Source organism: Stenotrophomonas sp. CASM101 (assembly GCF_049384845.1).
Taxonomy (GTDB): domain Bacteria; phylum Pseudomonadota; class Gammaproteobacteria; order Xanthomonadales; family Xanthomonadaceae; genus Stenotrophomonas; species Stenotrophomonas hibiscicola.
In genome coordinates this window covers 66,189-87,375 of sequence record NZ_JBMRFR010000015.1, presented here as the reverse complement: position 1 = coordinate 87,375, position 21,187 = coordinate 66,189, and the positions used below count along the sequence as shown (strand labels likewise).

General features: G+C 67.7%; 18 protein-coding genes. 10 read left to right on the top strand and 8 right to left on the bottom strand.

Annotated features, from left to right (window positions below; translation table 11 throughout):
• Positions 1 to 432: 432 nt before the first annotated feature.
• Positions 433 to 2,532 (top strand): glycosyl hydrolase family 18 protein, encoded by a 2,100-nt coding sequence (locus VG543_RS17385; protein ID WP_423179028.1) that lies wholly within the window; start codon positions 433 to 435, stop codon positions 2,530 to 2,532.
• A 119-nt stretch (positions 2,533 to 2,651) separates the two neighbouring features.
• On the opposite strand, the gene VG543_RS17380 is transcribed toward VG543_RS17385, so the two are convergent.
• On the bottom strand, positions 2,652 to 3,440 hold the full coding sequence (locus VG543_RS17380) for a DsbC family protein (protein WP_423179027.1): 789 nt from the start codon (positions 3,438 to 3,440) through the stop codon (positions 2,652 to 2,654).
• Positions 3,441 to 3,540: 100 nt separating this feature from the next.
• Positions 3,541 to 4,518: a site-specific tyrosine recombinase XerD gene (gene xerD, locus VG543_RS17375; protein WP_021203464.1), complete on the bottom strand. Its 978-nt coding sequence runs from the start codon at positions 4,516 to 4,518 to the stop codon at positions 3,541 to 3,543.
• A gap of 56 nt (positions 4,519 to 4,574) precedes the next feature.
• Between xerD and VG543_RS17370 the strand changes: the two genes are divergently transcribed.
• Positions 4,575 to 5,066, top strand: coding sequence for an RDD family protein (locus VG543_RS17370; RefSeq protein ID WP_021203465.1), 492 nt, complete (start codon positions 4,575 to 4,577; stop codon positions 5,064 to 5,066).
• Positions 5,067 to 5,245: 179 nt separating this feature from the next.
• Here VG543_RS17370 and lptG read toward each other — a convergent pair whose 3' ends face one another.
• Positions 5,246 to 6,352, bottom strand: coding sequence for an LPS export ABC transporter permease LptG (gene lptG, locus VG543_RS17365; RefSeq protein WP_423179026.1), 1,107 nt, complete (start codon positions 6,350 to 6,352; stop codon positions 5,246 to 5,248).
• Positions 6,349 to 7,431 (bottom strand): LPS export ABC transporter permease LptF, encoded by a 1,083-nt coding sequence (lptF, locus tag VG543_RS17360; protein ID WP_019660993.1) that lies wholly within the window; start codon positions 7,429 to 7,431, stop codon positions 6,349 to 6,351. Before lptF ends, lptG begins: the two co-directional genes overlap by 4 nt.
• 104 nt (positions 7,432 to 7,535) lie before the next feature.
• Here lptF and VG543_RS17355 point away from each other — a divergent pair, with 104 nt between their 5' ends.
• From VG543_RS17355 to VG543_RS17340, 4 genes are all read left to right on the top strand, one after another.
• Complete coding sequence (locus tag VG543_RS17355; protein WP_423179025.1) at positions 7,536 to 9,014, top strand: leucyl aminopeptidase; 1,479 nt, start codon at positions 7,536 to 7,538, stop codon at positions 9,012 to 9,014.
• 82 nt (positions 9,015 to 9,096) lie between these two features.
• Entirely contained in the window at positions 9,097 to 9,522 is a 426-nt protein-coding gene (locus VG543_RS17350; RefSeq protein WP_019660991.1) for a DNA polymerase III subunit chi, read from the top strand.
• Positions 9,523 to 9,593: 71 nt separating this feature from the next.
• On the top strand, positions 9,594 to 12,422 hold the full coding sequence (locus VG543_RS17345; protein WP_346475051.1) for a valine--tRNA ligase: 2,829 nt from the start codon (positions 9,594 to 9,596) through the stop codon (positions 12,420 to 12,422).
• A gap of 79 nt (positions 12,423 to 12,501) precedes the next feature.
• Positions 12,502 to 13,323 (top strand): EamA family transporter, encoded by an 822-nt coding sequence (locus VG543_RS17340; protein WP_423179024.1) that lies wholly within the window; start codon positions 12,502 to 12,504, stop codon positions 13,321 to 13,323.
• A gap of 66 nt (positions 13,324 to 13,389) precedes the next feature.
• Here the strand turns inward: VG543_RS17340 and rimI are convergent, their stop codons facing one another.
• Genes rimI through pssA form a run of 3 tightly spaced genes read right to left on the bottom strand, consistent with a single transcriptional unit; the run spans position 13,390 to position 15,166 of the window.
• Positions 13,390 to 13,887: a ribosomal protein S18-alanine N-acetyltransferase gene (gene rimI, locus VG543_RS17335; RefSeq protein WP_019660988.1), complete on the bottom strand. Its 498-nt coding sequence runs from the start codon at positions 13,885 to 13,887 to the stop codon at positions 13,390 to 13,392.
• Positions 13,884 to 14,393, bottom strand: a complete 510-nt coding sequence (locus tag VG543_RS17330; protein WP_058980477.1) for a hypothetical protein — start codon at positions 14,391 to 14,393, stop codon at positions 13,884 to 13,886. The genes rimI and VG543_RS17330 overlap by 4 nt, the downstream gene beginning before the upstream one ends.
• Positions 14,390 to 15,166 (bottom strand): CDP-diacylglycerol--serine O-phosphatidyltransferase, encoded by a 777-nt coding sequence (pssA, locus tag VG543_RS17325; protein WP_019660986.1) that lies wholly within the window; start codon positions 15,164 to 15,166, stop codon positions 14,390 to 14,392. The genes VG543_RS17330 and pssA overlap by 4 nt, the downstream gene beginning before the upstream one ends.
• An 80-nt stretch (positions 15,167 to 15,246) precedes the next feature.
• Here pssA and VG543_RS17320 point away from each other — a divergent pair, with 80 nt between their 5' ends.
• From VG543_RS17320 to VG543_RS17310, 3 genes are all read left to right on the top strand, one after another.
• Positions 15,247 to 15,621, top strand: a complete 375-nt coding sequence (locus VG543_RS17320; RefSeq protein ID WP_111097818.1) for a DUF4124 domain-containing protein — start codon at positions 15,247 to 15,249, stop codon at positions 15,619 to 15,621.
• A gap of 673 nt (positions 15,622 to 16,294) precedes the next feature.
• Entirely contained in the window at positions 16,295 to 17,998 is a 1,704-nt protein-coding gene (locus tag VG543_RS17315) for a proline--tRNA ligase (RefSeq protein ID WP_058981022.1), read from the top strand.
• 222 nt (positions 17,999 to 18,220) lie between these two features.
• Positions 18,221 to 18,604: an H-NS family nucleoid-associated regulatory protein gene (locus VG543_RS17310; RefSeq protein WP_010480700.1), complete on the top strand. Its 384-nt coding sequence runs from the start codon at positions 18,221 to 18,223 to the stop codon at positions 18,602 to 18,604.
• A gap of 109 nt (positions 18,605 to 18,713) precedes the next feature.
• Here the strand turns inward: VG543_RS17310 and VG543_RS17305 are convergent, their stop codons facing one another.
• Positions 18,714 to 19,973: a threonine/serine ThrE exporter family protein gene (locus VG543_RS17305; RefSeq protein WP_019660983.1), complete on the bottom strand. Its 1,260-nt coding sequence runs from the start codon at positions 19,971 to 19,973 to the stop codon at positions 18,714 to 18,716.
• A 92-nt stretch (positions 19,974 to 20,065) separates the two neighbouring features.
• Here VG543_RS17305 and VG543_RS17300 point away from each other — a divergent pair, with 92 nt between their 5' ends.
• Entirely contained in the window at positions 20,066 to 21,187 is a 1,122-nt protein-coding gene (locus tag VG543_RS17300) for an ABC transporter permease (RefSeq protein WP_019660982.1), read from the top strand.

Below are 21,187 nucleotides of genomic sequence, written 5' to 3'. Positions count from 1 at the left end.
GGGGCGGGGGGTTACCGCGAACAGGGGTTTTCTGGGGGTTGGCCGGGGGGGTGGGCTGCGCAGGGGACGCTGCAAGTACGTCCATGTAAGCTCGGTCGCCGCATCCATGCGGCTCACGCCCCTGCGCAGCCCACCCGCCCGGCCAACCCCCAGAAATCCGCTGTTCGCGGAAAGCCCCAGCCACGAGGGGCTCCGCCGATGGCCGCCGACCGCGCGCAGCGCGCTCTCCGCCCGATTCCCCGAACCATGCGCTTGCTCACGGATTGACCACGCAATTGATGACAACGTTGTCCCCACCTGGTGCCGGACTCTCTCCCCGGCCTCCCAGGTGCCCTCCGTCCGGCCCCTCCGTCGCCTTCCCCGGCGATGCCCGGACCTGCGTCACGCGCGGCGCCATCGGGGCCCGCGCGCCCTTTGATCGGAGACTTACCCATGTACGACCCGATTGTGCGCAGTGCCGAACGTTCGACCCGAAGCTGTCGTCCCCGCCGCCTGGCCTGGCTGCTTGCCCTGGCCGCCGGTGCCGCCGTCCTGCCCGGCCTGGCGCAGGCCGCCAGCTGTGCCGGGGTGGCCGAATGGGACCAGGCCAAGATCTACCGGGCCGGCGATACCCTGCAGAAAGGAGGCGTCCTCTATCGGGCGAACCAGGACATCTGGAACGCGCCGCCGGACCATCCGGCCGGCGCGCCCTACTACACCAACCTCGGCGCCTGCGATGGCGGCGGCGCCAACCAGCCGCCGGTGGTCAGCCTGACCTCGCCGGCCAACGGTGCCACCTTCAGTGCCGGCAGCACGGTGAACGTGACCGCCACCGCCAGTGATCCAGACGGCAGCGTCGCCAAGGTCGAGTTCTTCCGCGATGGCAGCACACTCGGCGTGGCCACCAGTGCGCCGTATGCGGCCAGCTGGGCCAACGCCAGCGCCGGCAGCCACACCCTGCGCGCGGTGGCCACCGACAACAACAACGCCACCACCAGCACGGCGACCATCACCATCACCGTCAACGCCGCCAGCGGCGACACCACCGCGCCGAGCGTGCCGGGCGGGCTGGCGGTCGGCACCCGTACCGCCAACAGCATCGCGCTCAGCTGGAGCCCGTCCACTGACAACAGCGGTGGCAGCGGCGTGGCCGGCTATGACGTGTACCGCAACGGCAGCCTGGTCGGTTCACCGTCCAGTGCCAGCTACGTCGATGGCGGGTTGACTGCATCCACCACCTACCGCTACCGCGTACGCGCCCGCGACAATGCCGGCAATGCCTCAGCGCAGGGCACCGAGATCAGCGCCACCACGCTGGCCGGCGACGGCGGAACCACCGGCAAGCGGGTCATCGGTTACTTCACCCAGTGGGGCATCTATGGCCGCAACTACCGGGTCAAGAACATCGACAGCAGCGGTTCGGCCGCGCGCCTGACCCACATCAACTACGCGTTCGGCAACGTGCGCAACAACCGTTGCGAAGTGGGCGTCACCCAACCCTCGGATCCGAACAGCGGTGCCGGTGGCGATGCTTTCGCCGACTACACCAAGGCCTTCAGTGCGGCCGAGAGTGTCAGCGGCAGCGCCGACACCTGGGACCAGCCGCTGCGCGGCAACTGGAACCAGCTCAAGCAGCTCAAGGCCAAGTACCCGAACCTGAAGGTACTGATCTCGCTGGGTGGCTGGACCTGGTCGCGCGGCTTCTCCAGCGCAGCGCGCCCGGAGAACCGCCAGGCCTTCGTCGCCTCGTGCATCGACGCGTACATCAAGGGCAATCTGCCAGTGACCGACGGTGCCGGTGGTGCCGGTGCCGCGCTGGGTGTGTTCGACGGCATCGACATCGACTGGGAATACCCGGTGGCCTGCGGCATCGACTGCGGCAAGCCGGAAGACAACGCCAACTTCACCGCGCTGATGGCCGAGTTCCGCCGCCAGCTCGATGCGGTGCGTCCGGGCCTGTTGCTGACGGTGGCGGTGGGCGCCGGCATCGACAAGATCCGCGTCACCGATCCGGCCGCGTACCACCCGTACCTGGACTACATCAACGTGATGACCTACGACTTCCACGGCGCGTGGGATGCGAAGACCAATCACCAGTCGGCACTGTTCGATTCGCCCAATGATCCGTCCACCGGCGACCAGAAGCTGTACAACAGCAACGACGCCATCGAGGCCTTCATCAGCCGCGGCGTGCCCGCGGCCAAGCTCAACCTGGGCATCGGCTACTACGGGCGTGGCTGGACCGGTGTGGCCAATGCCAACAACGGCCTGTACCAGACCGCGACCGGCGCTGCCCCGGGCACGTATGAAGCCGGCATCGAAGACTGGAAGGTGCTGAAGAACCTGGCGTGGCCGGGCTACACCGACAACACCGCAGGTGCCACCTGGATCTACAACGGCAGCACGCTGTGGAGCTTCGACACCCCGGCCAACATCACCCGCAAGATGGGCTACGTGAAGACCCAGGGCCTGGGCGGCGCGTTCGTCTGGGAGTTCAGTGGTGACGATGCGCAGGGCACGCTGACCAAGGCGGTCAGTGATGGCCTGAAGTAAGAAAAAAGCCGGGGGTGCTGCGCGCCCCCGGCTTCCTACCTGTAGAGCCAAGCCCATGCTCGGCTGCGGAAACATCAGCCGAGCATGGGCTCGGCTCTACAGAAACAAGGTCGGTCGCGTCAGCGCTTGGCCGACAGCTTTTCCAGCGCCGCACGCAGCTGTGCCGGCGGCAGGTAGCCCCCCAGCTGGGTGCCGTCCGGCGCGAAGATCGCCGGCGTGCCGTTCACGCCCAGCTGCTGGCCCAGTGCGTACTGCATCGCCACCGGGTTGGTGCAGTTCTTTGCCGGCACGCTGCCACCGCGCTTGGCGTTGGTCAGTGCCTGGCGGCGATCAGCCGCACACCAGACCGAGATCATGTCGGTGTAGTCCTTGCTGCCGAGGCCCATGCGCGGGAATGCCAGGTACTCGACGGAGATGCCGTTGCGGTTGAGCTCGGCGATGTCCTGGTGCAGCTTGCGGCAGTAGCCGCATTCGATGTCGGTGAACACGCTGATGGTGTACTTGGCGTTCGGTGCGGCAAACACGATGCGGTCGCCATGGTTGGCCTTGGCCAGCAGATCGCGGCGGTAGCCGAGCAGGCCTTCGCTGTTGGCCGGGCCCTTGGCACGGGTGTCGTAAGGCTGCGACTGGAACAGGTAACGGCCATCATCGGACACGTACAGGAGCTGGCCGGAGACCACCACTTCACGGAAGCCCGGGAACGGTGCGGCACCGATGTAATCCACCTGGAAACCGGGATTGAGCGCGGTCAACGCGGCACGTACCGCCTGGTCGGCCGACGCGTTGGCGGCGGGGGCGGCCTTGGCCGCAGCGGCAGCAGCAGGCGCCCTGGCGGCCGGCGAGGCCGGCTGGGCGCAGGCGGTCAGGCTGAGCGCACCGAACACGGCGGCGATGGCAAATCGGAGCATGGAACGATCCGCGACAGAAGAAGACCCTGGATTCTGACACAGCCGGCGGTACCGGACAGCGGCACCGCCCATGGTTTGTGGCCGGGATTCAGGGGCCTGCTCAGCCGCGCGGATGGTGGCGGGCGTGCAGCTTCTGCAGGTGCTCGCGCGCTACCAGGGTGTAGATCTGGGTGGTGGACAGCGAGCTGTGGCCGAGCAGCATCTGCAACGCGCGCAGGTCGGCACCACGGTTGAGCAGATGGGTGGCGAAGCTGTGGCGCAGGCCGTGCGGGCTGATCCGCGCCGGGTCGATGCCGGCCACCTGCGCATGGCGCTTGACCAGGTGCCAGAACGCCTGCCGGGTCAGCGCATGCAGCGACGGCTCGATGAACAACGGCGTCTGCCCATCGGCCAGCGCCTGCACCTTGCCCTTCCCGACCAGCTGCGGCCGCGAGTGCTGCAGGTAGCGCTCCAGCCAGTGCTGGGATTCCTCGCCCAACGGCACCAGCCGTTCCTTGCTGCCCTTGCCGGTGACCCGCAGCACGCCCTGGCGCAGGTTGACCGCAGTCGCGGGCAGCAGCACCAGCTCGCTCACGCGCAGGCCGGCGGCGTACATCAGTTCCAGCATGGCGCGATCGCGCAGGCCCAATGCGCTGTCGGTATCGGGCGCTGCCAGCAGCGCGTCGATCTGGCTTTCGGCCAGCGCCTTGGGCAGCAGCCGTGGCAACTTCGGCGGGTCGAGCAGCGCGCTGGGATCCTCGCTGCGTTCGCCGCGGCGCACGCCATCGGCGAAGAACGCCCGCAACGCCGACAGCAGGCGCGCATTGCTGCGCGGCGACCAGCCATGCCGGGTGCGCCAGGCCAGATACTCGAACAGTCCGGGGCGCTCGATGCCGGCCAGGCCACCGTCGCGCCCATCCATCCAGCGCGCCAGCCCTTCCAGATCGCGCCGGTAGCTGTCGAGGGTGGCGCGGGCCAGGCCGTTCTCGGCCCAGATCGCATCAAGGAAGCGCTGGATGCGCGCGCTGTCGTCGGCGCGCAGTTCGGGCAGTTGCTGGACCAGCTGGCGGCGTTCGGCGGGGGTGGAAACATGGGCCATGCGTGCAGGATACGGGGGCCACTGCGGGCACGGCCAGCTTTGCGTATGCTCGACGCATGTCCCAGCCTGCCACCGACACGGCCTCTGCCGCTGCTACCGAAATGCCCCATCCGCGCGCATTGTTGCTGTGGCGCATGCTGGCAATGGTCTACGACGCACTGCCGGTGCTGGCACTGTGGATGCTCGCCGGCACGCTGTTCACCCTCGCCTACACCCTCAGCGGCCACGCGCAACGCGAGAACATCGCGCCATTCAGTGCCTGGCAGTGGCTGCTGTGGGCGGTGTGCTGGGCGATCACGGGGTGGTACGCCACGGCCAGCTGGCGCCGCGGCGGACAGACGCTGGGCATGCGTCCATGGCGGCTGAAAGTGCAATCGAGCGATGGCACGCCACTGCGGCGCAACCAGCTGTGGCTGCGCTTTGCGGTAGGGACGCTGTCACTGCTGCTGGGCGGGCTGGGATTCTGGTGGGCGTGGGTCGACCGTCAACGCCTGACCTGGCACGACCGCGCCAGCGGCACCCGTCTGGTGCGCATGCCGAAACGGTGATGCACGACCTGTAGAGCCGAGCCCATGCTCGGCTGGCAGGCGGTGCGCAAAAAGCAGCCGAGCATGGGCTCGGCTCTACAGAATCCAGCACGCTGGGCCGGGATGCTGGTGGTCCTGGCACGGATGCCGAAGCGGTGGATTGCCCCGGTAGCGCCGGGCATGGCCCCGCGCTACCAGAATCAGCCCGACTTGCGCCGGAACAGCAGTCCTGACACCGCCAGCATCACGATCGGCGGCAACGCATAGGCAATGCGGTAGTCGAACTTCAACGCGCCGGCCATGCGCCCGAAGAACAGCTGCAGCAGCCAGAAGCCCAGCGCGAACAGGATGCCCAGGAACAGGCGCTTGCCCATGCCGCCGCTGCGCAGCGAACCAAACGCGAACGGCACCGCCGCCAGGCACAGTGCCAGCACGTTCACCGGGTAGAACCAGCGGCTCCAGTAGACATCCTCGAAATCGCGCGCATCCAGCCCGTTGCGCTGGCGGTAGGCAATGCTGGTGCTCAGCTCGGCAACGCTCAGGTTGCGCGGCTTGGCGATGCCGGTAGCCAGTGCCGCCGCATCGAGATTCGAGTTCCACGGCTCGCGCGCCACTTCCTGGCGGGTCGCCGAACGCTCGCCGAAGGTGTCGCGACGCACCCCGGTCAGCACCCAGCCGTCCTTGTCGTGCTCGGCGGTGGCGGCATGGGTCAACGAGGCGATCCCTCCGCTCCCGGCAATGCGGTAGAGACGCACGTCGCGCAGGATCAGGCGGGTGCCCTTGTCACCGACCAGCTGCTCCTCGCCGCTCTGCGCGTTGAGGAAGGTATCGCCTTCGCGTGCCCACAGGCCGGAGTAGCGGCTGGTCGCGATATCCCGGCCCCACTTGGCGCTGGACTTCAGCGCATCGGCGCGGTCCTGGCCCCAGGGGCCCAGCGTCTCGGCGCTGAGCACCATCACCGCGGTCAGCAGTGACAGCGCGATCGCCACCGAAACGCTCAGGCGCTTGCGCGACAGGCCCAGTGCACGCAGCGCGGTCAGTTCAGAGGTCGCTGCCAGCTGGCCCAGGCCCATCAGTGCGCCGATCACCGCGGCCGTGGGGAACATGGTGTAGGCGCGGCGCGGCACCGTGTACAGCACCCAGGCGGCGGCATGGCCCAGCGTATAGCCGTTCTTGCCGATGTCCTTGAACTCGCCGGAGAAGGCCATCACCACGTCCAGGCCGACCAGCACCGCCCAGGTCAGCAGCACCGTGGTGAACACCGACCGGCCCAGGTACAGGTCGAAACGCATCGGGCGCAGCCTCATGCGCGGGCTCCCTTCGGGTGGCCCAGGCGGCCATCACGTGCATACATCCAGATCGCCAGCGCCAGCAGCGGCACCGTCAACCACCACAGGCCCAGCGCGGCCGGAATCTTGCCGTTGGCAATCCAGCCACTGCCGATGAACATCAGGTTGGTACCCACCATGTAGGCCATCAGGGCCAGCATCATGCGGCCATAGCGCTGCTGCCGCGGCGAACTGCGGCCCAGCGGCACGGTCAGCAGGGCGAACGCCAGCGCGATCAGCGGCGGTGCGATGCGACGGTGCAGCTGCGCCTGCGCCTGCGGGCGCGCATCGCCGATCAGCTTCAGGGTCGGCATCAGTTCCGGGTCGTCCTCGGTGCGGGTCTGTGCGCCGTCGGGCAGGGCCACGTCATTGCGGGCGAAGGTCGCCAGCCGGTAGTCGAGCCCACCGGCCACGGGCCCTTCCACCTGGTGGCCATCATCCAGTTCCAGGAAGCGCTGGCGGGTGCCCTCGAAGTACATGCGGCCACTGTTGGCCGACACCACTTCCAGGCGATCATCCTTCTGCCGCTGCAGGAACACCTTGCCCAGCTGGGTGCCGTCGGGCGAGATCGAGGACAGGTAGACCACGCCGCCGTTGGGCAGCGGCGTGAAACGGCCCGGCTCCAGGCCGGCCATCAGCACGCTGCGGTTGGCCTCGATGACCATCTGCTCTGCCACCCGGCCGGCCCACGGGCCCAGCCACAGCGAGCAGGCGCCGACCAGCAGCACCACCGGCACCACCAGCATCAGCAGCGGCCGCAGCAGCCGCTTTGGGCCTACCCCGATCGCGGTGATGACCGCCATCTCCGAGTCGCGGTACAGGCGGGCGATGGCCAGCAGCAGGCCCAGCATCAGCGCCAGCGGCAGGATCAGCGGCAGGTAGGCGATGAACTGCAGGCCCAGCTGCGAGAACAGCAGCTTGGCCGGCAGGCGCCCGTCGGCGATGTTGCCGAGGATGTCCACCAGCACGCCGCCCACGCTGACCACCAGCAGGACGATCAGGGTAGCCAGGAAACTCTGGACGAAATCGCCCAGCAGGTATCGGTCGAGCTTCAGCATGGGGCGGTGGTTTAAACTCTGGGGTTCGTTCGCGGTGCCGCCCAGTCTACTGTCTGGGCGTAAACGGCCTGCGATTGTACGGACTCGCCAATGGAATCTGCTCAATGGCCCTCGAATTCACCCTGAACCACGTTGCTCCGGCCGCCGCCACCGTTGATTGCCTGGTGGTCGGCGCGTATGCCGACCATACCCTGACCCCGGCCGCGCAGGCGCTGGATGCCGCCAGCGGTGGCCGCCTGGCCGCCCTGGCCCAGCGTGGCGACCTGTCCGGCAAGACCGGCGCCACCACCCTGCTGCACGACCTGCCGGGCGTGAGCGCGCCGCGCGTGCTGGTGGTCGGCCTCGGCGACGCCGCCCGCTTCGGCGTGCCGCAGTACCTGAAGGCCGTGGGCGACGCCGTGCGTGCTTTGAAGGCCGGCGCTGCCCGCAGCGCACTGTTCACCCTGTCCGAAGTGGCGGTGAAGGACCGCGACGCGGCCTGGGCGATCCGCCAGGCGGTGATCGCCGCCGATCACGCCGCCTACCGCTACACCGCCACCCTGGGAAAGAAGAAGGCCGACGACGCCGGCCTGGCCCAGCTGGCCATCGCCGGTGACGACGCGCAGGCCCTGGCCCAGGGCCAGGCCATCGCCGCCGGTGTCGAGTTCGCCCGCGAGCTGGGCAACCTGCCGCCGAACTACTGCACCCCGGCCTATCTGGCCGACGTGGGCGTGAAGTTCGCCGGCGAGCACGAGGGTGCCGAAGCCGAGATCCTCGACGAGCACCAGATGGAAGCGCTGGGCATGGGCTCGCTGCTGGCCGTGGCCCGCGGTTCGGCCAACCGCCCGCGCCTGGTCGTGCTGAAGTGGAACAATGGCGGCGACGCCAAGCCCTACGTGCTGGTCGGCAAGGGCATCACCTTCGATACCGGTGGCGTCAACCTGAAGACCCAGGGCGGCATCGAAGAGATGAAGTACGACATGTGCGGCGGCGCCAACGTCATCGGCACCTTCGTCGCGGCGGTCAAGGCCAAGCTGCCGCTGAACCTGGTGGTGGTGGTGCCGGCGGTGGAAAACGCCATCGACGGCAACGCCTACCGTCCTTCCGACGTGATCACCTCGATGTCGGGCAAGACCATCGAAGTCGGCAACACCGACGCCGAAGGCCGCCTGATCCTGTGCGACGCGCTGACCTACGCACAGCGCTTCGAACCGGCGGCGCTGGTCGATGTCGCCACGCTGACCGGTGCCTGCATGGTCGCCCTGGGCCACCAGACCGCCGGCCTGATGAGCAAGCACGACGACCTGGCCAACGAGTTGCTGGCCGCCGGCGAGCAGGTGTTCGACCGCGCCTGGCGCCTGCCGCTGTGGGACGAATACCAGCCGATGCTGGATTCAACCTTCGCCGACGTCTACAACATCGGCGGCCGCTGGGCCGGTGCGATCACCGCCGGCTGCTTCCTGTCGCGCTTCGCCGAAGGCCAGCGCTGGGCCCACCTGGACATCGCCGGCGTGGCCAGCGATGAAGGCAAGCGCGGCATGGCCACCGGCCGCCCGGTCGGCCTGCTGAGCCAGTGGCTGCTGGACCAGGCCGCCCGCGCCTGATGCCGTACCCGACCCTGGCCGGCAGACGCCGGCCGGGGCCTCGCCCGGCACAGCCGGGCCCCTGCCTGACCCGGACCCTGCCATGCCCCGCGCCGACTTCTACCTGATCGCCAAGCCCCGCTTCCTGACCGAGCCGTTGCGCCTGGTCTGCGAACTGGCGCGCAAGGCCAACGACGCCGGGCTGTTCACCCTGGTGCTGGCCCGCGACCAGGCCCAGGCCGAAGAGCTGGACGAGCTGCTGTGGGCCTTCGACAACGATGCCTACATCCCGCACCAGATCGCCGGCGAAGACATGGACGAGGAAGAAGCCCTGGTGCTGATCGCCGTGCCCGGCACCGAGGCACCGGTGCGTCCGCTGGTGATCAACCTGCGCGACGAGCCCTGGCTGGGCCAGTGCGAGCGCGTGCTGGAAGTGGTTCCGGCCGATCCGGAAGCGCGCGAACCGCTGCGCGAGCGCTGGCGCCAGTACAAGGCTGCCGGTTACGACCTGAACAAGCACGACATGTAAGCGCGCCCCGGTCCCTTGATGGGCCGCCGCCGCGCCCTGATCCTTCAACGATTACCTCCTGGTTCCCCCGCATGACCCAACTCGCCTCCAGCTACGACCCGACGTCCTTCGAGACCGACCTCTACGAGGCCTGGGAGAAGGCCGGCCACTTCAAGCCGTCCGGCACGGGCGAGCCCTACACCATCCTGCTGCCGCCGCCGAACGTGACCGGCACGCTGCACATGGGCCATGCGTTCCAGCAGACCCTGATGGACGCGCTGGTGCGCTACCACCGCATGCGCGGCTACGACACGCTGTGGCAGGTCGGCACCGACCACGCCGGCATCGCCACTGAAATGGTGGTCAGCCGCAACCTGGCGCTGGAAGGCAAGGGCGAGACCCGTGATTCGCTCGGCCGCGAAGGCTTCATCGGCAAGGTCTGGGAGTGGAAGCAGCAGTCCGGCGACACCATCGAACGCCAGATGCGCCGCCTCGGCACCTCCGCCGACTGGTCGCGCAGCACCTTCACCATGGACCCGCAGCCGTCGGCGGCGGTCAACGAAGCCTTCGTGCGCTGGTACGAGCAGGGCCTGATCTACCGTGGCCAGCGCCTGGTGAACTGGGACCCGGTGCTGAAGACCGCCATTTCCGACCTGGAAGTGGAGAGCGCCGAGGAAGACGGCTTCCTGTGGTCGATCGCCTACACGCTGGATGAAGGCCTGAGCTACGAGCACGTCGAGCGCGATGCCGATGGCGTGGAAACCCTGCGCGAAATCCGCGACTACCTGGTCGTCGCCACCACCCGTCCGGAAACCCTGCTGGGCGATACCGCAGTGATGGTGCACCCGGAAGACGAACGCTACGCGCACCTGATCGGCAGGAACGTGGTGCTGCCGTTGACCGGCCGCCGCGTGCCGGTGATCGCCGATGATTACGTGGACCGCGCGTTCGGCACCGGCGTGGTCAAGGTCACCCCGGCGCATGATTTCAACGACTACGAAGTGGGCGTGCGCCACAGCCTGCCGATGATCAACCTGTTCACGCCGGTGGCAGCGCTGAACGAAAACGCGCCGGAACGCTTCCAGGGCCTGGACCGCTATGAAGCGCGCAAGGCCGTGCTGGCCGAACTGGAAGACCTGGGCATCCTGATCGAGACCAAGGCGCACAAGCTGCAGGTGCCGCGCGGCGACCGTACCGGCCAGGTGATCGAGCCGTACCTGACCGACCAGTGGTTCGTGAAGATGGACGACCTGGCCAAGCGTGGCCTGGAACTGGTCGAGGACGGTTCGATCTCCTTCGTGCCGCCGAACTGGATCAACACCTACCGCCACTGGATGAACAACATCCAGGACTGGTGCATCAGCCGCCAGCTGTGGTGGGGCCACCGCATCCCGGCGTGGTTCGATGCCGCCACCGGCAGCTGCTATGTCGGTCGCAGCGAAGAGGAAGTGCGCGTCAAGAACAACCTCGGCAGCGACGTGGTGCTGAACCAGGAAAGCGACGTGCTGGAGACCTGGTTCTCCTCGCAGCTGTGGCCGTTCTCCACCCTGGGCTGGCCGAATGAGCAGGCCATGGCCGAGCGCGGCTTCGACCGCTACCTGCCATCGTCGGTGCTGATCACCGGCTTCGACATCATCTTCTTCTGGGTGGCGCGCATGATCATGGCCACCGACAACCTGGTCGGAAAGATCCCGTTCAAGGACGTCTACTTCACCGGCCTGATCCGCGACGGCCAGGGCCAGAAGATGTCCAAGAGCAAGGGCAACGTGCTCGACCCGCTGGACATCATCGACGGCATCACCATCGACGACCTGGTCGCCAAGCGTACCGGCGGCCTGATGCAGCCGAAGATGGTGGAGAAGATCGAAAAGGCCACCCGCAAGGAATTCCCGGACGGCATTGCTGCCCACGGTGCCGATGCGCTGCGCTTCACCATCGCCGCGCTGGCCACCCACGGCCGCGACATCAAGTTCGACATGAACCGCGCCGAGGGCTACAAGAACTTCTGCAACAAGCTGTGGAACGCCAGCCGCTTCGCCCTGATGAACACCGAAGGCGCTGCGTTCACCGGCGTGCCGAAGCCGCGTACCGATGCCGAGCGCTGGATCCTCGCGCGCCTGGCCGCCACCACCGCCGAAGCGCAGGGCCATTTCGCCGCCTACCGCTTCGACCTGCTGGCGCAGTGCCTGTACGAGTTCGCCTGGAACGCGTTCTGCGACTGGTTCCTGGAACTGAGCAAGCCGGCACTGAACGGTGCAGACGCGGCTGATGCCGAAAGCACCCGCCACACCCTGCTGTACGTGCTGGAAGCGCTGCTGCGCCTGCTGCACCCGCTCACGCCGTTCATCACCGAACAGCTGTGGCAGCAGCTGGCCCCGCGCCTGGGCCTGACCGAAACCACGCTGTCGCTGCGCCCGTACCCGACCGCCGCCGAGTTCGAAGGCGATTTCGCCCAGGCCGAGGCCGACGTGGAATGGCTGAAGGCGGTGATCAGTGCCGTGCGCCGCGTGCGCAGTGAGCTGAACGTCGCGCCGTCCAAGCTGGTGCCGCTCCGCCTGCAGGCCGGCCTGGCGCAGGACCGCGTGCGTATTGAACGCTTCAGCGCCTCGCTGTCGTTCCTGCTGAAGCTGGACAGCGTCCAGTGGCTGGCCGAAGGCGAAAGCGCACCGCCGGCGGCCGCCGCGATCGTAGGCGAGCTGAAGCTGCTGGTGCCGCTGGAAGGCCTGGTCGATCTGGACGCCGAGCGCGCACGCCTGGACAAGGAGATCAAGCGCGTGGAAGGCGAGCAGGAAAAGAGCGAAACCAAGCTGGCCAGGTTCACCGACAAGGTTCCACCGGCGGTGGTCGAGCAGGAGCGCGTGCGATTGGCCGACTGGAACACCCAGCTGGCCGGCCTGCGCGAACAGCGCGCGAAGCTGTAACACCTCGCCCTGGTGGGTGCCAACCAAGGTTGGCACCCACCAAACCCGGAACATTTTCCCGGCATGGCATCATCACCGGATGCCGCTTTCCATCTTCCTGCTGGTCCTCGCCGCTGCGGCACTGCATGCCAGCTGGAATGCGATCGTCAAACGCGGGCCGGACAAGTTCCTCGGCACCGTGCTGGTGACCGGCAGCGCTGCGCTGCTGTCGGCGGCGGCCCTGCCCTTCCTGCCGTTCCCGGCCGCGCAAAGCTGGCCCTGGCTGGCTGCATCCGTGCTGCTGCAGGTGACCTACTACGGGCTGGTCGCACGCTGCTACCAGCGGGTCGACATGAGCCTGGCCTATCCGCTGATGCGTGGCAGCGCGCCGATCCTGGTTGCACTGGCGGGCTCCCTGCTGGGCGAGCAACTGCCCCCGGCGGCGTGGCTGGGCGTGGTGCTGGTGAGCACCGGCATCCTGTGCATGGCACTGGGGGCGCGCGGCGGCCAGCTGCGCCTGCCGCTGCTGACTGCGGCGATGATCGCCACCTACACCCTGGTCGATGCGCACGGCGCGCGCCAGTCCGGCAACGCGCTCAGCTACACGTTGTGGCTGTTCCTGCTGTCGGGCATTCCGCTGCCGCTGTGGGCGTTGTACACCCGCGGCGACGCGGTGCTGGACTATGCGCGCCAGCATTGGCCGCTGGGCCTGGCCGGTGGCGTCGGCACCACCGCCTCCTACGCAATGGCGTTGTGGGCCATGACCCAGGCACCGGTGGCGATGGTCTCGGCGCTGCGCGAATCCTCGATCCTGTTCGCGTTGCTGATCTCGGTATTCGTGCTGCGCGAGCGGATTCCGCGTGCGCGCTGGCTGGCAGCGGCGCTGATCGTCGGCGGTGTGTTGGCACTGCGGCTGGCGTGAGAGAAGCGTGCCAACCAAGGTTGGCGGCTAGCGGTAGTGCCGGCCGCTGGCCGGCACCCTTCTCCGTCACAACGGCGGCATCGCCTGCAGGTCACCATCGACCAGCTCGATCGCCATCACCACCGCGTCCTCGCGGCCCTGTGCGGCCGGGTAGTAGCGCGGGCGGCGGCCGATCTCGTTGAAGCCTTCGCTGTGGTACAGCGCCAGCGCCGGCGTATTGGACGGACGCACTTCGAGGAACACACGCTGTGCCCCCCGGTCGCCAGCCAGCTGTACCAGCGCGCGCAGCAGTTGACGACCCAGCCCACGCGACTGCGCCAGCGGATCGATGCAGATGTTCAATACATGTGCCTCATCGGCCGCGATGCTGAGCACCCCATAGCCGATCAACTGGCCATCGCGCTCCATGGCCAGGCCGGGATAGCCCGCACGCAGGCAATCGACGAAGATGCCGCGGGTCCACGGAAACGGATACCCGCGTACTTCAATCGCCATCACCGCGTTGAGGTCACTCTCGCGCAGCGCGCGCAGGCTGACCGGACCAGGCTGGCTGACCGCACTCATGGTGCGCCCCGCTTGCGCAGGGCACGCAGCTGCGGCCACAGCGCGCGCTTGGCGGCGGGATCCTGGCGCAGCTGGTCCAACGGCCAGCTGTCCATCAGCGCCTGCGTGGCCGGATCATTGGGGTTGCAGCCGGACGCGCGCAGCAAGGCGATCTGCAGGCGATCCGGCAGCCGCACCACCGGCTGCCGGGCATTGCCGCCCGGCAGCGGGCGGGCCGCCGCCGGCGCGGTATCCGGTGCGTTGACCGGGGTCTGGCGACGTGGTGGCGCCTGGCGTTCCTGCCGGGAAACCGGTGTTGGCGCAGCCAGAGGTTCGCGCGCGGGCGCGGTGGGTGCCCGCGCCTGCTCCACCGCTGGCGCGGCAGCCGCCTCGGCTTCGGCCACGCTCAGCTGCAGCGCGGCGTCCAGCTCGGCGGCCAGCTGGCCGTCGTGATAGACGGTGTAGCCCATGGCCTGCAGCCAGGCCTGCTGGGCCGGTGACCACAGCACGGGCAGGTCCTGGCTCACGCGGCCTCGGGCTTCTTGCGCAGGCGCTGCACGGCCCACATCACCGGGCCGGACAGGGCGTACAGGATGCCCACCGCGAACAGCACGCGCGGCAGATCGATGACCGCGATGGCGATGGCCACCGGCACCAGGGCCAGCACCAGGAACGGCACGCGGTCGGAACGGGTACCCTTGGCGCCGCCGCCCTTGAAGCTCCAGAAGCGGATGCGGCTGACCATCAGCAGCGCCGCGATGATCGTCACCGCCAGCGCCACGTAGCGCAGCTGGTTGCCGTCCCAGCCCAGGTTGCCGTCTGCGAACGCCCAGACGAAGGACATCATCAGGCCGGCCGCGGCCGGGCTGGCCAGGCCGACGAACCAGCGTTTGTCGACCACCGCCACCTGGGTATTGAAGCGGGCCAGGCGCAGTGCCGCGCAGGCCGCGTACAGGAACGCTACGGCCCAGCCAACGCGGCCGAGCAGCGGATCGTCGAACTTCAGCCACGACAGCGACCAGTGATACATCACCAGCGCCGGAGCCATGCCGAAGCTGACCAGGTCGGCCAGCGAGTCGTACTGCACGCCGAATTCGCTGCTGGTGCCGGTCAGGCGCGCCACGCGCCCATCCAGCCCATCCATCACCGCCGCCACGAACACGGCGATGCTGGCGTTGACGAAATCCCCATTGGCCGCGGCGATGATCGCGTAGAAGCCGGCGAACAGTCCGGCAGTGGTGAACAGGTTGGGCAGCAGGTAAATCGTGCGCGAACGCGGCGGCGGTGTGATCGGGTCCATGGAATCCAGTTTAATCGACTTGCCAGTGCTCGGCGCCAATGCTGCAATCGGCGTTCTACGCCCATTCCGCGGAGTTTGCCATGCGTGCCCTGTCCTGCCTTGGATGCCTGCTGCTGGCCAGTGCCAGCGCCGTGGCTGGCCCGGTCTATAAATGGAAGGACGCCCATGGCGTGACCCAGTACTCGGAGACCCCGCCGGCCGGCAAAAAGTACGAGACCCGGGAGCAGGCGCGCAGCCCGCAGACTGCAACCAGCACCCAGACTCCGGCTGCACCGGTGCCCGAGCAGTGCAGCACCGCCCGTGCCAACCTGGCCTTGCTGGATGGTGGCGGCCAGGTGATGCAGGACACCGATGGTGATGGCAAGGCCGATACCCCGTTGAGCCCGGAGCAGCGCACCGCGCAGAAGGGGCTGGCGGAGGCCGCGATCAAGGCGTACTGCCCACCGGCAAGTTAAGGGGGTCGGCAGGGCTGCGCCCTGCACCTGCAGAGGCTGCATGCAACGGCAACGGCAACGTCAAAAGCGGGCATTCCGTGGAATGGCGGGGCGGTGTCGGATTGCGGGGACGCCGCAAGTACGTCCATGTAGGCTTGGCAGCCGCATCCATGCGGCTGACACCCCGCAATCCGACACCGCCCCACCCCCGACAGATTCCCGGTGGCCAATAGATCCACGCCATGCGTGGATGAAATCTGTCGGATCTCGAATTGAATCCGGGGTCAGATCCGTTTTCCTGCGGAAAACGGATCTGACCCCAGGAGCCATTCCGACAGCTCGCAGGAAACTGTCGAAGGCGGGGTGGGTCCGGTTGCGGGAGTGTCCGCGGCATGGATGCCGCGGCCAAGCCCCCATGGGTGAGGGCGCTTTGCTCGCGAAGCACTGCTTCGCAAGCGCCCGAACGCACAGCCGCCAGCGGCTGGGCCGGACCGCGGAGCGGGGTTTACGGCGTCTCCCGCAACCTGACCCACCCCGCCATCCCACGGGAAGCCCGCTGTTGCTTCGGCTGTTGCTTCTGAGGTTGCCGGCCAGCGGCCGGCACTACTGCGGGTGCAGGGCGCAGCCCTGCCGATACCCCTCCCCCCGGCCGGGCTGGCAGAATAGGCGTCTCTGCCGTTATCCGAAGCCGACGATGCGCCTCTCCCAGTTCCACCTGCACACCACCAAGGAAACCCCCAGCGACGCCGAGCTCACCAGCCACCGGCTGATGCTGCGCGCGGGCATGATCCGCAAGCTGGCATCGGGCCTGTACACCTGGTCGCCGCTGGGCCTGCGCGTGCTGCGCAAGGTCGAGCGCATCGTGCGCGAGGAAATGGACCGCGCCGGTGCCGTGGAATTCCAGATCCCGACCATCCAGCCGAAGGAACTGTGGGAGCAGACCGGGCGCTGGCAGAAGTTCGGCCCGCAGCTGCTGAAGATCAAGGACCGCAAGGACCAGGTGTTCTGCTACAGCCCGACCGCCGAGGAAGCCGCCTGCGACTTCGCGCGCAGCGAGCTGTCCAGCTACAAGCAACTGCCGGTGAACTTCTACCAGGTACAGACCAAGTTCCGCGACGAGATCCGCCCGCGTTTCGGCGTGATGCGTTCGCGCGAGTTCCTGATGAAGGACGCCTATTCGTTCCACCTGCACGACGAGTGCCTGGTGCGCGAATACGAGAACATGAAGTCGGCCTACAGCCGCATCTTCACCCGCCTCGGCCTGGACTTCCGCATGGTGCAGGCCGACTCCGGCGCAATCGGCGGCGATGCGTCGCAGGAATTCCACGTGATCGCCGATTCCGGTGAAGACGCGCTGGTGTTCTCCACCGGCTCGGACTACGCGGCCAACATGGAAGCGGCGATTGCCGCCGATCCGGCGCCGCGTGCGGCCGCCAGCGAAGCCATGCGCAAGGTCGACACCCCCACCCAGAAGACCTGCGAGGAGGTCGCGGCCCTGCTCGGCATCGACCTGCAGCGCACGGTGAAGTCGGTGGCGCTGATCGCGGGTGAAGGAAAGGCACAGCAGTTCGTGCTGGTACTGGTGCGCGGTGACCATGAAGTCAACGAGATCAAGCTGGCCAAGGTTGCCGGCCTGGACGAACAGCGCTTCGCCAGCGAGGCGGAAATCGCCGAGCATCTGGGCAGCGTGCCGGGCTTCCTCGGCCCGGTCGCCCCGGCCAAGCCCATACGCGTGGTCGCCGATCGCGAAGTGGCGGCGATGTCGGACTTCGTCGTCGGCGCCAACGAAACCGGCTTCCACCTGGCCGGCGTCAACTGGGGCCGCGACCTGCCGGAACCGGAAGTGGCGGACATCCGCAACGTGCGTGCCGGTGACCGCGCACTGGACGGTGGCGAACTGAAGATCGCCCGTGGCATCGAAGTCGGCCACGTGTTCCAGCTCGGTCGCAAGTACGCCGAAGCGCTGGATGCCACCGTGCTGGATGAAAACGGCAAGGCGGCGGTGATGGCGATGGGCTGCTATGGCATCGGTATCTCGCGCGTGGTAGCTGCCGCGATCGAACAGAACCATGACGATGCCGGCATCATCTGGCCGGACGCGATGGCGCCGTGGCAGGTGGTGGTGTGCGTGATCAACCCGAAGGGCGATGCTGCCGTGGCCGACGCTGCGGCCAACCTGTTGCAGGAACTGCGCGATGCCGGCCTGGACGCTGCGCTTGACGATCGCGGCCTGCGCCCGGGCGCGATGTTCGCCGACATGGAACTGATCGGCATCCCGCACCGCGTGGTGGTCAGCGAACGCGGCCTGGCCGCCGGTACCTACGAATACCGCTCGCGCCGCGCCAGCGAAGCGGAAAGCCTGGACAAGGCCTCCCTGCTGCAGCGTCTGCAGGGCTGATCAGGAAAAAGACCGGGCCCTGCCCCGGTCTTTTTTTTCTGCCGCGGTCTTCCCCGATATTGCAGCGGACATAATCCGGTCAAAATCACCGCGACGGCGCCTGCATGCCGCCACGCCATGACCCGCCTGCATTTGTGCTGTGATTAATTCATCTCTATTCTGTCCGCCGACGCCATGGACTGGCTTGTCCCGTCCACACATTAGTTTCCGGAGTAACCGTAAATGAGCATTGACCTGACCGGCCTGTCAGCACGCGAGCTGGGCGCCCTGATCCGTACCGCCAAGAAGCAGCAGACCATCGTCGCCAAGCGCCGGCCGATCACCAAGGTCCGGGCCCAGCTGACCAAGCTGGCCAAGACCGAGGGTTACACCATCGAAGAACTGTTCGGCAGCGCCCCGGCCACGCGTGCCCGCAAGGCCGCTCCGGCCGCCAAGGCCCCGTCGAAGACCGCCGGCCGCAAGCTGGGCAAGGTTGCCCCGAAGTACCGCAACCCGGCCAACCCCAAGGAAACCTGGACCGGCCGTGGCAAGCAGCCGCGCTGGATGGCTGAGCTGACTGCCAAGGGCAACAAGAAGCCGGAAGATTTCCTGATCAAGAAGGCCTGAGGCCGGATCGGGATGCAATGAAAAACGCCGGCGAAAGCCGGCGTTTTTTGTTTGTAGAGCCGAGCCCACGCTCGGCTATCCATATCCGAAGCCGAGCATGGGCTCGGCTCTACAGAGTCTTGCGGGCGGGCATCAGCAGATTGCCGAACAGCAGGCCGGCCACCAGTGCCATCACCACGTTGAGCACGGTAAGGAACACGCTCTGGCCGGCGCCCACGTCCTGCTGCTGGACCAGGGTCAGCACGCCGCGCAGGCTGGTGCTGCCGGGCACCATCATGATGATGCCGGGCAGGCGGATGATCGCGCCCGGACGCCCGACCAGACGACCGAACAGATTGCCACCGGCCGTCAGCAGCATCGCCGACAGGAAGATGCCGGCCGGCGCGCCCCAGGCGTGGCCGCCAAACTTGGAGATCGCATAACCGGCCACCGAGGCGGCAATCACCCACGGATAGTCGCGACGATTGGCCTTGAACAGCATCGCGAACGCGAATGCCGCGGTCAGCAGCGAGCCCCACTCCACCCACGGCCCCTGCGGCCGAGCCGCGCGGATCACCGGGTCGAGACCGAGCACGTCGGCCAGGGTCACCGCGATCATCGCGCCGACGCTGAGCTTCATGATGGTGGTCAGCGCGCCGGCAAAGCGCGCGGTGCCCGATACCCAGTGCTGGCTGGCCAGTTCGTTGACCGCATTGGTCAGCGACATGCCGGGCAGCAGCACTACCAGCGAGGCGATGATCACCGTGTTGAGGTTGAGCGCACCAATAAAGGACGCAACCAGGGTGGCGACCAGGCCGGCCAACAGCGCGGCCAGTGCCTCGGCGGCTTCGCGGGTGGCCGGGCGACGGTCGGTGACCATGCCGAGCAGGCCGATCATCAGGCCGATGACACCGGCGGTCGCAATGTCCAGCCACGGCAGCTTCCACATGCCGGCCACGCCGGCCGCGCCAAGGGTGAACGAGAGGATCGTGCGCAGCTTGCCGCGCCGGCCCGGATCCTTGTCCAGCTGGCGCAGCGCGGTGTGGCCCTGGGCGATGCTCATCCGGCCGTTGGCCACTTCTTCGGCAATATGGTCGGCGACGCTGAGCTTGTGCAGGTCGTTCTCGCCGGGCGCCAGGCGGATCACCCGGGTGATGTCACTGGAGCCGATCGCCTGCGCCGGATCGCTGAAGCTGAGGATGATGCCGGTGGGGTTCGACCACGGTTCACAATCCAGGTCGAGCTGGCGAGCCAGTGCCACCACCGCCGTTTCCAGGCGCTGGGCCGTGGTGCCATAGCTGTGCAGGCGTCCGGCGATCTCGGAAACGAAGGCCACCCGCTGCGCGTAGGTGGCCTGGGGCGTGGGGATCGTGTGAGCATCTGCGGACATGCGCCGTAGTATTACCTAGGCGGGGCCTGACCGGAGAAATTCATCCGAGTTCGACGCGATGGCCAATACAGAACGGTTATGCTGCGACCGGAATGGCCCAAGTGACCCCGAACCACGCCCCCCAGCTCGAACAGGACGCCCATGATCCGGGCGTGATCCGCCTGTCCGGCACCTGGACCTTGAAGACCGCGTTGGCCGCGGCCGAGGTCCTGCGTGGCGTTCCTGACACGCTGACCGGCATCGATGCCACCGCCATCGAGAAGATGGATTCGGCCGGCGTGCTGCAGGTGCTGCGCGTGGCCCATCGCGCCGACCTCGGCGAAGACGCACTGAAGTTCCGCGCGGATCACCAGGCGCTGGTGTGCACCATCGAGGAAGTCGCCGACGACCGGCCCAAGCCCAAGCGCGACTTCGGCGTGCTGGCGGCACTGGAGCGGCTGGGTGTCAGCGTCCATGCCACAGGCCACAACATCAAGGCGCTGTGCAGTTTCCTCGGCGAGAACCTGGTCAAGGCGGCCCGCCTGGTCAAGGAACCGCGCCGCTTCCGCCTTACCGCCACCGTGCACCAGATGGAGCAGGTCGGGCTGGATGCGGTGCCGCTGGTGGCACTGCTGTCCTACCTGGTCGGTGCGGTGATCGCCTTCCTCGGCTCGACCATCCTGCGCGACTTCGGCGCCGAGATCTACGTGGTCGAACTGGTCAACATCGCCTTCCTGCGCGAGTTCGCGGTGCTGCTGACCGCGATCGTGCTGGCCGGCCGTACCGCCAGCGCCTTCACCGCACAGATCGGCGCGATGAAGGCGCGCGAGGAAATCGATGCGATGCGCACGCTGGGCCTGGACCCGGTCGACCTGCTGGTGCTGCCTCGCTTGCTGGCGTTGCTGGTCACCCTGCCCCTGCTGACCTTCATCGCGATGATCGCCGGCCTGGCCGGCGGCGTCACCGTCGGTGCGTTCGACCTCGACATCCCGCCGCAGATGTACATCGCGCGCATGCACGAGACCATGGAGGTGCGGCACATGCTGGTCGGCCTGTCGAAGGCGCCGGTATTCGCGCTGGTGATCGGCCTGATCGGCTGCTTGGAAGGCCTGAAGGTCGAAGGCACGGCACAGTCGGTAGGCGAACGCACTACTTCCAGCGTGGTGCAGACGATCTCGCTGGTGATCATCATCGACGCTTTCGCGGCGTTGTGGTTCATGCACATGGGCTGGTGA